Genomic DNA, 14694 nt, shown 5'->3' on the forward strand with positions numbered 1-14694 from the left:
ATTTTCGCAAACTGAATATAAAATTAACGATAATAAAAATGGCAGTTTTAGCAAAAATTAGACAGCGTTCCGCACTATTGATAGGAGTTATTGCACTTGCATTATTTGCATTTATAATACAGGATCTTTTCAATAGCGGTACTTTTGGTCAAAGTTCAAAAGATGTAGGAAGCATCGATGGAAAGGATATTTCATTTGAAGACTTTAGAGTTAAAGTTAGTAATGTTGAAAAAAGCGGACAAGGGATAACTTCTACTGAAGCTGCAAACCGAGTATGGGATCAGGAAGTTTCAATCGCTTTATTGTCGGCTCAATTTGATAAATTAGGATTGAGAGTAGGTGAGAAACATCTTTTGGAGGTTTTAAAATCAGATCCTAATATTGGTAAAAACCCTATGTTCCTGAATGCTGCAGGGATGTTTGATATTACTAAATTCAAAGAGTACTTTAAAGCAAATCCGGACGCGGCTCAGTTTATCACTGAAAAAGAAAAAGATGCTGCATTAAATGCAAAATTCCAAATCTACAACACGCTTGTAAAAGCAGGTCTTTATACTACTGCCAGCGAAGGAAAGCTGAAATATGAAATGGAAGCTAATAAAGTAGATTTTTCATATGCAGCCGCATTATATTCTTCTATTAAAGACAGTGAAGTAAAAATTTCTGATTCAGATATTATAGATTACATGAAGAAAAACGAGAAAAAATTTAAAGCAGATGCAACTCGTGAAATTCAGTACGTATTAGTTGAAGACAAGCCTTCAAAAGAAGATGAAGCTGAGATTAAAGCTAAGATTACAGCTTTATTAAACGGAAGAGTAGAGTACAATGCCAAAACCGGCAAAAATGATACGTTGCCTGGATTCAGAAATGCTACAAACGTTGCTGAATTTGTAAATGCTAATTCAGATGTGCCTTACGATTCAACATATATTGCTAAAAACTCTTTGCCAGCAGTTGACGCAGATAAATTATTCAGTTTAGCTCCAGGTCAGATTTACGGGCCATACGTTTTTGGAAAATACTATGCTATTTCTAAATCTTTAGGTTTCAAACCAGGCGTTAATGCTAAAGCAAGTCACATTTTAATTGGTTACGAAGGATCTCAGACTCCAAACCAGAAAGAAAAAAGAACAAAAGAAGAGGCTAAAGCGAAAGCTGAAGATATCTTAAAACAGGTTCAGGCTAATCCGGATAGTTTCATGATGTTGGCTTTTACAAGTTCTGATGATTCATCTGCACAGCAGGGTGGTGATTTAGGATATTTTGGTCCAAATCAAATGGTAAAGCCATTCAATGATTTTGTATTCAGCAACGGTATTGGTAAAGTTGGTTTAGTTGAAACTCCTTTCGGATTTCACATTATCAAAATTACAGATAAACAAGACGGAATCCGTTTAGCTACAATTGCTCAGAAAATTCAGCCTTCAGAAGCAACTTCAGATAAAGTATTTACACTGGCAACTAAATTTGAAATGGATGCTGCCGATAAAGATTTTAATGCCACTGCTAAGCAATTAGGATTAAAAGTAGAAGCTCCTGTAACGGCTAAAGCTATGGATGAGTCTTTTGGGGCATTAGGAAACCAGCGTGCAATTGTAAGATGGGCATTTGATAAAGATACAAAAGAAGGAGATGTAAAGCGTTTTGAAATCGCAAATATTGGTCACGTAATTGCACAATACAAAAGCGAAAATCAATCAGGTTTAGTATCTGTTACATTGGCAAGACCTTACGTAGAGCCAATTCTTAAAAATAAGAAAAAAGCAGAAATATTAAAAGCTAAAATGACAGGTTCAAGCATTGAGGCCATCGCTAAGAGCGCGGGAGTTAAAGTACAGCAGGCAACAAATGTAACTTTAGATAATCCAGTATTACCAGGAGGTGTTGGACAGGAGCCTAAAGTTGTAGGTAATGCATTTGCATTAGCTACAAATAAAGTATCTGCTCCAATTGAAGGAAATACAGGTGTTTATGTTGTGAAAAACATTAAAACAATTAAAGCACCGGCATTACAAAACCATGCTGAGTATGTATCGAAAGTAAAAGCTCAAAGCGCATCTGATGCAAGCAGAATTTTACCTGCTTTGAAAAGCAATGCTAAAATTGAAGACAACAGATTGCAATTTAATTATTAATTAAAAAGTAATAAATAAATAAAGAAGACCCGAAACGTTTTTAAAATGTTTCGGGTTTTTTTATCAAACTAATTGATTTGCAGATTTTTTTTTGTAGTATAAAACGAGTTGATTTCTTATCTTATATAGAGATAATAGAAATATAATTTAAAAAATTTGGGATATTCAATTTATTGCACTTAATTTGTCAGAATTTTTGTTTTAACAAAGTAAATTAGAAGTTGTAAATTCCCAATAAATTACAAAGAAGATGCGGAGTAAATGCTTTAATAATCACCTGTTTTAATATGTTTAAGTTTTTTAGAAAAAAAGCTAAAGTATATTCCAAAATTGAAAATCATATTTTTGGAATCATAACAGAACTTTTAAAAGTTAGCAGTACAGATATAAATGTTGATGAACTAGGAGGTAAATACTACTTAAGTAACGAAGAGCAGCATTTTAAAGTTACGATACTAAGTAATGATTATGTTATCAGACTGACCAATACCCGCGATTCAGTTGCTGAAAAATACGATAAGGTCTTTGTCGAAGATGTTTTAAAAGCAGTCAAAGAAGAAAAACACCGCAGAATGGAATTGGTTTACGATTCTATTACAAACAGTATAGAGAAAATGGCAGAGCGTTTGCACAATACGCTTATTGAATCTAATGAGCAGGAAAATCAAAAAGTTCGCAAACTTCAAACGAAAGAAACGAAAGATAAAAAAGCAAATTAAGGACAAAATCTTTACTTTAAAAAAATCATTTCATCGTAAGAAAGAATAGTTTCATATCCTCTGGAATTAAAATAAGCTTTTGGATTTTCTTTAGAAACGACCATCACAAAATCACCTCCCCAGGCCCCAAGACTTTTAATTACTCCATTAAAATCCGGAAAAAGTTTTTCTTTAATAGTCTGCAATTCCAGTATATCGCTCAAATGTATTTCGTGATTTTCTAATGCATGAGCAAATTCTTTTAATGTTTTTGCCTTAATAACTGCATCGGTAATTTTGTTGTTGTCAATTATATTTTTGGATAAATGACTGTTTTTATTATTGTAATACGCGTTTATAGCTCTTTTACTGCTTTGTTTTTTATTTAGATAAACAAAATAGATGTTTTGAATAAAATCAGGATGGAAGTTTATCGGTTCTGCGATTGGTAAATTATTTTCCAGGTGATAAATAATAGGACTGTTATTCTGTGCACAGGCAATATCGTAGCCGCTGCCGCCAAAGCTGTTTTTAAGCAAGGTAAATGCATCAATTTGGATCCACTGCGCTATATTGTTTAATAAGGTAGAAGATGTGCCAAGACCCCAGTTTTTAGGAAAGGTAAGTTCTGTAGTGACTTTGTAGCCGTCGGCATTATCAACGAAGTCGGGATTTAAAAGATAGGCTTCATGTAGAATGTTAATCAACGTTGTTTTTACAGTTTCTGTTTCAGTTTTTACATTATGAATTATTTCATGAAACGAAATAACATCTTCAAACCATATGCTACCATCAACATTGAAACTTTTCCATTGAATTTGCTGATTTGAACCGGATTCTACAATTAAGTTCTGCCCGAATTTTGTTGGTAATGCAAATGCTTTTGCCCCGTCAAGAACCAAATATTCTCCTGTAATTAATAGTTTTCCGTTACTGTAAAAGGTAGTTTTCATTCGTTGGTTTTTAGCCCCGATGGCAGCGGTATCCTTTTGTGGCGGGGTTCGCCACAAAAGATTTAGCGGACAGCGGGAATAGCTTTCATAAACTTATTTAGCTGGATGACAATATTATTTTCTTAAGCTTTCAATAAACTCGACTACAGCACTATGAGAAACGGCAGTTTTTTTGAAATGTGTCTTAATTAAATGACGCTCTTCTTCACTGGCTTCAAATTGGTTGATTATGTTATTAAGGTGCATTTTCATATGTCCTTCCTGGATTCCGGTTGTAGTCAGGGATCGTAAAGCGGCAAAATTTTGAGCCAGACCTGCTACGGCAACAATTTCCATTAATTCTTTGGCGGAAGGCTGTTGAAGAATTTCTAAACACAATTTTACCAAAGGATGTAAGGATGTTAACCCGCCAACGGTTCCTAAAGCAAGTGGAATTTCTAGCCAGAAAGTAAAGATGCCGTTCTCTACTTTAGCGTGAGACAAACTGGAATACTGTCCGTTTTTTGAAGCATAAGCATGAACAGCAGCTTCGACTGCCCTGAAATCATTTCCAGTTGCCAAAACTACTGCATCCACACCATTCATAATGCCTTTATTATGCGTAACGGCTCTGAAAGGCTCAGCTTCGGCAATCTGCACAGCCTGTAGAAAACGGTCGGCAAAATCCTGAGGATTAGTAATATGTTTATCTGTTAAATCTTCGATTGGGCAGGAAACCTCTGCTCTAACGACGCAATTTGGAACATAGTTGGACAGAATGCTCATAATAACCTGAACTTCCAGCCCTGCATTTTGAGCTTCTTCTTTTAAAGTTTCAGCAAATTGTTCTAAACAAGAGTTGATGAAGTTTGCCCCCATGCTGTCTCTGGTTTCAAAAGTGGCATGAAGCTGAAAATAATTTTCAAGTAAATTTCTTTTGTCTTTTAATTGGATATCGAGAATTCCCCCGCCACGTTGCTGCATATTTTTTGTAATGCTTTGGGTGTCAGAAAAGAATTTTGGTTTTATTTGATGAAATAAATCTTCTAATTTTTGAGCATCTCCGTTGAAAGTAAAATGTACCTGTCCTATCTTTTCAGTATCGATAACTGTTGCTTTAAAACCGCCCCGTGTTGCCCAGTATTTTGCAGATTTTGATGCAGCGGCAACAACTGAACTTTCTTCAATTGCCATTGGAATGGTTTTGTATTTGCCGTTGATCAGGAAATTTGGGGCAACTCCGAGCGGAATGTATAAGTTGGTTATAGTATTTTCAATGAATTCATCATGCAATTGCTGAAGCTTTTCGTCTGAATTCCAGTAATTTCTTATTATATTTTGTGCCTCTTCAGGGTTTGAAAAAAATTCTTTGGCAATCCAGTTAATTTTTTCTTTTTTGGATAATTTAGAAAATCCGGCAACAGCGTTGTTCATTCTCAGTATATTAAATAATAATGTTGCGGCAAAGATACCAATTTAAGAGTTTTGTTTAAAATCTATTTATAATTTGGAAAAGACGCGAATCTTCTTTTTTTAACATTTAACAGTTAAAATGTGTATTATGTTTATTTTTTTCATTAAAATTGAACTCTTTTTTAAATAAATTAATGCTAATGAATACAGGTAAAATTACTCTGATATTTTTGCTCCTGGTTACAATTGTTTTAGGACAGCAAAAAATTACCGTCGAAAATATTTACAGTGGTGCTTTTCGTACAAAAGGAATGGACGAATTGCAATCCTTAAAAAATACAAATCAATATACGGTTTTAAATGTTGATCAGGCAAGCAAAAGTATGCAGATTGATTTATATGATTTTGCCACTTTAAAAAAAGTATCCAATTTAATCGATACAAAAAATCATGCGGAACTTGCAGACGGAATTGACAGCTACACTTTTGATGCTTCTGAAAAAAAGATTTTAATTGCCTGTAATTCCAATCAGATTTTCCGCCATTCGTTTACGGCAGATTATTTTTTATACGATATCACTTCTAAATCCTTAACGAAGCTTTTTGATTTTCAGGTTCAGGAACCGACTTTTTCTCCAGACGCAACTAAAATCGCTTATGCTAAAGAGAATAACCTTTATGTGTATGATATAGCTTCAAAAAAATCGACAGCAGTTACTACTGATGGAAAGAAAAACGCAGTTATAAATGGTATTACGGATTGGGTTTATGAAGAAGAGTTTGCTTTTGTCCGGGCATTTGACTGGAGCAAAGACAGCAAAAAAGTAGCTTATATTCGTTTTGATGAAAGCCAGGTTCCGGAATTTTCGATGTCTATTTTCCAAAAAAGTTTATACCCAACGATTGAAACTTTTAAATATCCAAAGGCTGGAGAAAAAAACTCAGAGGTTTCACTGCATATTTTTGATGTAGCAGGAAATACTACTAAAAAAGTTGATTTAGCAAAGTACAATGACTTTTACATTGCAAGACTACAATGGACAAATGATAACAATACTTTATCAGCTCAGGTTTTAAACCGGCACCAGGATAATCTGGATTTATTATTTGTGGATGGAACTACAGCTGCCGCAAAAGTGGTTCTGAATGAAAAGGATAAGGCTTATGTTGATGTCACGGATAATTTGACATTCTTAAAGGATAACAGCTTTATCTGGACCAGCGAAAAAGACGGATTTAATCATATTTATGTATATGACAAAACCGGAAAACTTAAAAATCAGGTTACAAAAGGAAACTGGGAAGTAACTTCATATTACGGTTTCGACGAAAAAACAAAAACGATTTTCTACCAGTCAACAGAAAATGGTTCTATCAATAGAGACATCTACAGAATAGCTTTAGACGGAAAAAATAAAACCCGCTTAAGTACTAAAACTGGAACTAACTCAGCAACTTTCAGCCCGAACTTCCAATATTTTATTACTACTTTCTCCAGTAATTTAGTTCCTGTGACATATACTTTAAATGAGGCAAAAACAGGAAAAGAAATTCAGGTAATCGAAGACAATAAGGCACTTGCTGAAAAGTTAAAAGCTTATAATCTTCCAACAAAAGAATTCTTTGTTTTAAAAACAGCCAAAGGAAATGAACTAAATGCCTGGATTTTAAAGCCTAAAGATTTTGACCCTTCCAAGAAATATCCTGTTTTTATGTACCAATATTCTGGTCCGGGATCCCAGCAGGTAAATAATGACTGGAACAATACAGATGATTACTGGTTTCTTTCCCTTACCCAACAAGGTTACATAGTAGCTTGTGTTGATGGAAGAGGAACAGGCTTTAAAGGTGCTGATTTTAAAAAAGTAACGCAAAAAGAATTAGGAAAATTTGAAGTAGAGGATCAAATCGATGCTGCAAAAGTAATAGGTGCTTATCCGTATGTTGATGCTTCAAGAATTGGAATTTTTGGATGGAGTTATGGCGGTTTTATGGCTTCAAACTGTATTTTTCAGGGAGCCGATGTTTTCAAAATGGCAATTGCGGTTGCTCCGGTAACCAACTGGCGTTTTTATGACAGCGTTTACACTGAAAGATATATGCAGACTCCACAGGAAAATGCAGGCGGATATGACAATAATTCACCAATCAACCATGTAAATAAATTAAAAGGGAAGTTTTTACTGATTCACGGTTCTGGTGATGACAACGTTCATGTACAAAATTCGATGCAGATGATGGAGGCTTTAATTCAGGCTAATAAGCAATTTGATTCTCAGATATATCCGGATAAAAATCATGGGATTTATGGCGGAAAAACAAGGATTCAGCTTTACAATAAGATGACTAACTTTATTAAGGAAAATTTATAAATAAATCGCTTTATGACAAATAACTCAGTAAATAAGGAAGAATTTTTTGGACATCCAAAGGCGCTTTTTATATTATTTTTCACAGAAATGTGGGAACGTTTCTCGTTTTATGGAATGAAGGCTTTGTTGATTTTTTATCTGACGCGTTACCATCTTTTTACTGATGTAAATGGTAATCTGTTAATTGGAAGTTATGCTGCACTTGTATATGCTGTTCCTGTAATTGGAGGTTTTGTTGCAGACCGGTATTTAGGTTTTCGTAAAGCTATTGTTTTTGGAGGAATAATGTTGGTATTAGGACATCTTGGAATGGCTTATGAGGGTAATGCTGCGACACAATCGGTCACGGGTGAAATTACAAGAGATGATATGGCATTGCAGATATTTTATTTTTCACTATCTCTGATAATTGTTGGTGTTGGTTTTCTTAAAGCGAATATATCTTCATTGGTTGGAGAACTGTACGAAGTTGGAGATAAAAGAAGAGATTCCGGGTTTACTTTGTTTTATATGGGAATAAATCTGGGATCGTTTTTAGCTACTTTAATTTGTGTATGGCTGGGAGAAAAATATGGATGGAGTTATGGATTTGGTGCTGCTGGCGTGGGAATGTTTTTTGGTTTGTTGACTTTTATTTCGGGGAGAAAATTGTTGAAAGGAAAAGGAGAATCAAAAGTACCTGAATTATTAGAGAAAAAATCTTTTGGAATCAAAAACGAATGGTTGATTTACGCTTTGAGTGTTTTGTCGGCATTGGTTTTTTGGCAAATGGTACAAAGGCATGAAGCAGTGTCGTTAACTTTAATGATAGCCGGTGCGGCTTCGTTTGTTTATATTATTTATTATAGTATCACACAATTAGATAAAAAAGCCAGAGAACAGTTGATTGCATTGACAATTTTGATTGTTTTTACGGTTATATTCTGGGCTTTGTTTGAGCAGGCTTATACCTCATTAAATTTATTTGCAGACAGAATTTTGGATAGGGACTTTTTTGGTCATACTATTTCTGCAGGACAGTTTTTAAGTTTTAATGCCTTGTTTATTATATTATTAGCCCCTGTTTTTGCATGGCTATGGGTGAAACTTGGAAAATATAATCCAAACACAGCAGTAAAGTTTTCTATGGCTTTATTGCTTGTAGGATTGGGTTTTGGTTCTTTGGTTTTGGGTATCAGTTTATCAGGACTTGGAAAAGTGGCTATGATTTGGTTAATACTAACTTACTTTTTACATACATGTGGAGAATTATGCTTGTCTCCTGTTGGGCTTTCTGCTGTAACAAAATTATCACCATCGAAGATTGTGGGTTTTATGATGGGAGTTTGGTTTTTAGCTACAGCAAGTTCTGAATTTATTGCATCAATTTTAGCCAATATAGCGTCAGTTGATACGTCTAATGGTACGGCTCCTGACTTAAATTTAGCTAAACAAAGTTACTTAGTGCTTTTTGAATATCTTTTTTATACAGGTATTGGTTTTGGAGTTGTACTTTTTGCACTTTCGCCAGTTATTAAAAAATTAATGCACGGAGTTGATAAAGAATTAAATAATTAAAATAGATGAGTCAGAACAACACAGATCAATTTTTTAAGAGTACCGTTTTAGGACATCCTGCCGGTTTATTCGTTTTATTTTTTACAGAGATGTGGGAGCGTTTTTCATTTTACGGAATGCGTTCTTTGTTGATATTATTTTTAACCACTTCTTTTACAGATGGCGGCTGGGGATGGACTCGTGAAAATGCTTCTGCGCTTTTTGGTTCTTATGTCGGACTGGTTTACTTGTCTACCATGCTTGGAGGTTATTTTGCCGACAAAGTAATTGGTTTTCGATGGGCAGTTGTAGTCGGGGCAGTTTTAATGACGTTAGGTCATGCTTCTATGGCGGTTGAAACAGAATTTTCTATTTACCTCGGTTTGGTATTATTGGTTTTTGGAAACGGTTTTTTCAAGCCAAATATGACTTCTATTGTTTCAGAAATGTATAAAGACCGTCCTGAAAAGAAAGATGGTGCCTACACTTTATTTTATATGGGTGTGAATGCAGGTGCTTTTTTTGGAATTTTGCTTTGCGGATATTTAGGAGAAAAAGTGGGTTGGAGTTATGGTTTTGGATTGGCAGGAATTTTTATGTTTTTCGGAATGCTGCAGTTTTGGCTGTCTCAAAATATTTTTGGAGATATCGGTTTAAAACCAAATAAGGAAAGCAAAGCAAAAGCTGAAGCTTTGGATACAGATAAAAGGAATCCTTTTTCGCCATTACAGTTGGCAGCAATTGCATTCTCTTCAATTGTAGCGTTATTATGGCTTGTAAATGATCCTGCGGCCAAAATATCCGGAGGAAAAGTAAATGTTTTTTCTTTTCTGGGGGATAACGGAAATTCAATTGCTATTCTTTCTGCCCTAATTGTTTTTATCCTCTTGTTGGTTTACAGATTTACCCAATACTCCAAAATCACTAAAGAAAAATTGATAGCGGTTACTTTCTTCGCTTTTCTGACAATCTTTTTTTGGGCTATTTTTGAGCAGTCTCCAAACAGTCTGACCATTTTTGCCAGCGATTATACAGACCGTGTTCTGGTTGGAAACTGGAGTGTTATCTTTTTAATAGTGAATTCATTAATTACGGTTTTGCCTTTGGTAATTATAACCTGGGTTTTGATTTTATTATTTAAACAAACTTTTAAATTATATGCTGTCGCTAATATTATTCTGAGTATTAGTTTTGTCATCATTTGGGCGATAGCAATCTGGATGCTGGTTAAAGATTATTATACTGCAGGATATTTGACTTTATCAGACTCAACATTGCAGACTTTAAAAATAGATAAGGTCACAACGCCTCTTACTGAAGTACCTGCAACCTGGTTTTCAACTCTAAATTCGCTATTCATTATTTCGTTAGCGCCATTATTTTCTAAATGGTGGGAAAGTAAATACAATCCTTCAGCAAATTTAAAATACGGAATCGGAATGGGATTGCTGGCATTAGGGATGGCCTGTGTTGCTTTTGGAGCCAATGGTATCGAGCCGGGTGCCAAAACAGCTTCGGTAAGTATGATCTGGCTGATTTTGGTTTACCTTTTTCACACAATGGGAGAGCTTTGCATTTCTCCGGTTGGACTTTCGTACGTTAGTAAATTAGTTCCTGCCCGTATGATAGCCTTTATGTTTGGGGTTTGGTATCTGGCTGTGGCTATCGGAATGAAAGGAGCAGGTATGTTTGGAGAGAATATTGATAAAATTGCCAATGAGCATGGTTTAAGTTATTTCTTTTGGATGTTGACTATTATATCAATTCTGGTTGCTTTATTTTCAATTTTAATGACACCTGTTATTAAGAAATTAATGCATGGTGTGAGATAACCAACTTTATTATTTTTGTTTAAATTTGAAGAAAATTAAAACCAAATGAGAAAAATATTTATACTCACATTTTTTATAATAGGGTCTTTTGCTTTACAGGCTCAGGACTTAAACTGGCATACAGATGTTAGGGAGGCAATAGCAATCAGCAATAAAGAGAAAAAACCTTTGATGATGTTCTTTACGGGAAGTGACTGGTGCGGTTGGTGTATTCGCCTGCAAAATGAAGTGCTGAAAACACCTGAATTCCAAAAATGGGCGAAGGAAAATGTAATTTTGGTAGAGTTGGACTATCCTAGAAGAACAGCCCAGACTCCGGAGATTAAGAATCAAAATGCCGAATTACAACAAGCGTTTGGAATACAAGGTTTTCCAACTGTTTATTTCACAAATGCAGAAAGCAAAGATGGCAAAGTAAATTTTAAGGGACTTGGTAACACAGGTTATGTTGCCGGTGGTCCCACAGCATGGCTGGCTGTTGCTGACGGAATAATTAAATCTCAAAAAATGTAAACAACATTTTTAATAATATTTAAAAAATCCTCTCACATTTTAATGTGAGAGGATTTTTTTTGTTTAGTAAGAAAATTTATTGTTTTTGAGTGATTATATTAAATTTAAATCTTATTTTGATAAAATTTTTGGTTCAAAAAAACATATAATATAATTTTAATGATAAAAAACCTTGTAGAATTAAAATATAATGTTAATTTCGTTTTGCTAACTAACCAAATCTTTTATACTATGATAAAAAAAATACTTCTACTAACTTTATTTTTAGGTTCTATTACTTTTCAGGCTCAAAATTTAGTTTGGAAAACCAGTATGGATGCGGCTATTACCGCAAGTAATGATGAGAATAAACCAATGCTGATTTTTTTCACTTCTTCGAGCGCTCCAAGTAATCTTCAGAACGAGGTTTTTAAAACACCGGATTTTGCAGTATGGTCAAGGGATAATGTTATTTTAGTTAAATTAGACTTATCTGACATGAATGCATCAGATGTTGATAAAGAACAAAATGTCAAACTTAAAAACGCATTTGGCGTTCAGGATTTACCTGAAGTTTGTTTTGCAAGCGCTTCAATCAGAAAAAATAAAACAACATTTCAGGCATTAGGCAAAATCGGATATAAGCCTGGAGGCGCAAAAGCCTGGATTTCGGAGTCTGACGCCATTTTACATCCTGCGGAATAAATTAGTTCAGCAATTTATAGAATCCCTTTTCGTTAGTAGCGTGGAAAGGGATTTTTTGTTTTAAACAAGTCTCTTTCCAATATTTCTGAATGGTATATGAATTTGATGCATCAGCTATAATGATCTTAGGTTGTAATGTTTTTAAAACACGATCAAGATTAATTTTTGGAGACTGAATTAAAAGTAAAATATCAGGCTGGAACTTTTTTTGATAAATGCCTGTACTATCAATGATAAAAATTTTTTTATTATTAAAAAACAATGTGTTTTTAATTTTTGTCTGCTTTTTTAAATTGCTAAAATTGCCAACCAGATAAGAATTTAAAATGCTGTTTTTTGATGTTTTCTTGAAAAAATCGTCATTACAAAAAAGGCTAACATTTTCTCCATTTCTTTCAGAAATAAGTGTTTCTTTTTTTATGTTGTAAACAATAACTTCCTGTTGACTTTGTATATTCTTCTTAGTGAACAGAAAAGAAAGTTGTAAAATAATTATTGATACGAATACTCCAATTAATTTATAATAGGTAGGTTTTTTTATCCAAATAATGGTAAGCATTATGAATAAGTAAAAGGCAAATAAATAGTAATTATTAAAATGGATGTCTCTTACAACAAATGAATCAAATGAAGCAACAAAATGTATAACCTTATTTAATACGTAAATGCTTTTTTCTAAAATTTGAACTAAAAAAAGTGGGGCAGCATTAAAAACAGCTAAAATCATCACCAATATTCCTACAAGCATAACTACAGATAAAATGGGGACAATAACAATGTTAGTCACGAAAAACAGTCCTGGAAACTGATGAAAATAATACAAACAAAGTGGTAAAGTGCCAATTTGTGCTGCAAACGAAACGGTTAACACATTCCAGATGTTCATTACAATTTTATTTTTTGGATTCCATAGGTTCTTTAATACTGGCTGCAGCCAAACAATAAAAAATAACGCCAGATAACTTAGCTGGAAGCCTACATCAAATAAAAAGTAAGGTTCAAAAAGTAATATTAAAAACAGGGAAACTAATAATGTGTGATATGTATTATCTCCTCTTCGAAGGTGATTTCCAATAGCCAGAAATGAAAACATGACGACAGAACGCAATACAGAAGGGGATAAGCCTGAGATTATGGCAAAAATAAAAAGTGCAGCCAGAATAGAAATTAGTTTTACAAAAGACCCTTTTCGAGTATTCCCAATTGGCTTTAGAATAAAACCAATAAGAAGCATTATAAAACCTACATGCAACCCTGAAACAGATAGTATGTGTGTTGCACCGGAAAATTGATAATCCTGAATTATATCCGGGGATATTTCCTGTCTTTGTCCTAAAATAAGTGCCAGGGCTACATTCATCTCAACAGGATCGAAATTTTGTTTGTTAAGGTTGTTCACAATCCTCGAATGTAATTTTGCCGTATAATACCAAATATTTTTTTTTATTGTTTTGCTAATGCTCATTTCTGATTTAGATGCATAAACCTGCGCATAGATTTTTTTGTCTTTTAAATATTTGCCATAGTCGAACTGGTTAGGATTTTTGGGCGTACTACTGCGTTGTAAGATAGTCTTTAAGCGAATAATATTTCCTATAATAAGTAGGCTCGGGGAACTGTCTTTTTGAATGTTTACAATAATTCTTCCCTTGAAATTTTGATTTCCAATTTGACTGATTTGAGCTATATATCTGTCGTTATAATCGTTGCTCTTTAATTTTTCGCGTAAACATAAAGTAATTTGTTGCGGTTTTTCAAAAGCTTTTTTGCAATGTGTATAATTTGTCTTGTGTAGTGATTCGGTATGGAATAACAAGGTCAGACAACCAATAAAAAAAGAAATTAAATAGGTATGCAGGCTAAAAAGCATGATAAATTTCTTCTGATTTCGCGATAAAAAATAGAAAACTGTAAATAGTAATAATACAGTAACTATAGCAGAATTTATAAAAAACAAATCAGGCTGTGTATAATAAGCTGCCAAAATGCCGATTATAAAGCAAATTGTAATTTTAGTCAAAGGGTAATTTAATACTTTCATGAATGTAAAAGTATTAAAAAATGTAAGAAAATTATTCTTTTACGCTAAAAACTATTCAACTATTCTGTTGATCTGAACAAAAGAGGTTTTATAATAATTCTCTTTGGTTGAAGAAATGATTACTCCTTTAGATGTGGAGGAATGTACAAATTTTATTTCATCTCGGCTGACTTCTGTTATAAGTCCTACATGATTAATCTGCTTGCTTTTGTTGGTTTTAAAAAAAATCAAATCTCCTTTTCTCGCATCATCAAATTTGATTACTCTTCCAATTTTTGATTGTTCATAAGAACTTCTCGGCAGTTCAATGTTTTCTGTTTTAAAAGTAGAAAAAACTAAACCAGAGCAATCGAACCCTGCTTTGGTCGTGCCTGCAGCTTTGTACCGGATACCAATATTAGCAGTTGCAGTTTCAATTAAATTATTTACTACGTATTTTGTTTCATGTTTAGATTCTTTATTTACAGAACCAGAACCTGTTTTACATGATATTGACAAAATAGATAACAGGATCAGTAAGAATACTTTTTTCAAA

General features: G+C 33.7%; 11 protein-coding genes. 7 read left to right on the forward strand and 4 right to left on the reverse strand.

Annotated features, from left to right (window positions below; translation table 11 throughout):
- Positions 1 to 38: 38 nt before the first annotated feature.
- Positions 39 to 2138, forward strand: a complete 2100-nt coding sequence (locus tag GXM17_RS03375; RefSeq protein WP_163397890.1) for a peptidylprolyl isomerase — start codon at positions 39 to 41, stop codon at positions 2136 to 2138.
- A 287-nt stretch (positions 2139 to 2425) separates the two neighbouring features.
- Positions 2426 to 2857: a hypothetical protein gene (locus tag GXM17_RS03380; RefSeq protein ID WP_163397891.1), complete on the forward strand. Its 432-nt coding sequence runs from the start codon at positions 2426 to 2428 to the stop codon at positions 2855 to 2857.
- Positions 2858 to 2868: 11 nt separating this feature from the next.
- Here GXM17_RS03380 and GXM17_RS03385 read toward each other — a convergent pair whose 3' ends face one another.
- Together GXM17_RS03385 and GXM17_RS03390 are read right to left on the reverse strand one after the other, a co-directional pair.
- Entirely contained in the window at positions 2869 to 3789 is a 921-nt protein-coding gene (locus GXM17_RS03385) for a GYDIA family GHMP kinase (protein WP_163397892.1), read from the reverse strand.
- A gap of 114 nt (positions 3790 to 3903) precedes the next feature.
- Entirely contained in the window at positions 3904 to 5202 is a 1299-nt protein-coding gene (locus GXM17_RS03390) for a hydroxymethylglutaryl-CoA reductase, degradative (RefSeq protein ID WP_163397893.1), read from the reverse strand.
- Between the two features lie 179 nt (positions 5203 to 5381).
- Between GXM17_RS03390 and GXM17_RS03395 the strand changes: the two genes are divergently transcribed.
- The 5 genes from GXM17_RS03395 (at position 5382) to GXM17_RS03415 (ending at position 12118) form a co-directional block, all read left to right on the forward strand.
- Positions 5382 to 7553, forward strand: a complete 2172-nt coding sequence (locus GXM17_RS03395; RefSeq protein WP_163397894.1) for a S9 family peptidase — start codon at positions 5382 to 5384, stop codon at positions 7551 to 7553.
- A 12-nt stretch (positions 7554 to 7565) separates the two neighbouring features.
- Positions 7566 to 9110, forward strand: coding sequence for a peptide MFS transporter (locus GXM17_RS03400; protein ID WP_163397895.1), 1545 nt, complete (start codon positions 7566 to 7568; stop codon positions 9108 to 9110).
- A 5-nt stretch (positions 9111 to 9115) separates the two neighbouring features.
- A complete protein-coding gene (locus GXM17_RS03405; RefSeq protein ID WP_163397896.1) occupies positions 9116 to 10921 on the forward strand; it encodes a peptide MFS transporter in 1806 nt (601 codons plus the stop codon).
- Between the two features lie 45 nt (positions 10922 to 10966).
- Entirely contained in the window at positions 10967 to 11434 is a 468-nt protein-coding gene (locus GXM17_RS03410; RefSeq protein ID WP_163397897.1) for a thioredoxin family protein, read from the forward strand.
- Between the two features lie 231 nt (positions 11435 to 11665).
- On the forward strand, positions 11666 to 12118 hold the full coding sequence (locus GXM17_RS03415) for a thioredoxin domain-containing protein (protein WP_163397898.1): 453 nt from the start codon (positions 11666 to 11668) through the stop codon (positions 12116 to 12118).
- Between the two features lies 1 nt (position 12119).
- On the opposite strand, the gene GXM17_RS03420 is transcribed toward GXM17_RS03415, so the two are convergent.
- Both GXM17_RS03420 and GXM17_RS03425 read right to left on the reverse strand, forming a co-directional pair.
- A complete protein-coding gene (locus tag GXM17_RS03420; RefSeq protein ID WP_163397899.1) occupies positions 12120 to 14159 on the reverse strand; it encodes a ComEC/Rec2 family competence protein in 2040 nt (679 codons plus the stop codon).
- A gap of 51 nt (positions 14160 to 14210) precedes the next feature.
- Positions 14211 to 14693, reverse strand: a complete 483-nt coding sequence (locus GXM17_RS03425) for a C40 family peptidase (RefSeq protein WP_163397900.1) — start codon at positions 14691 to 14693, stop codon at positions 14211 to 14213.
- Position 14694: the final 1 nt, after the last annotated feature.

The organism is Flavobacterium fluviatile, assembly GCF_010645065.1.
GTDB classification, from domain to species: Bacteria; Bacteroidota; Bacteroidia; order Flavobacteriales; family Flavobacteriaceae; genus Flavobacterium; species Flavobacterium fluviatile.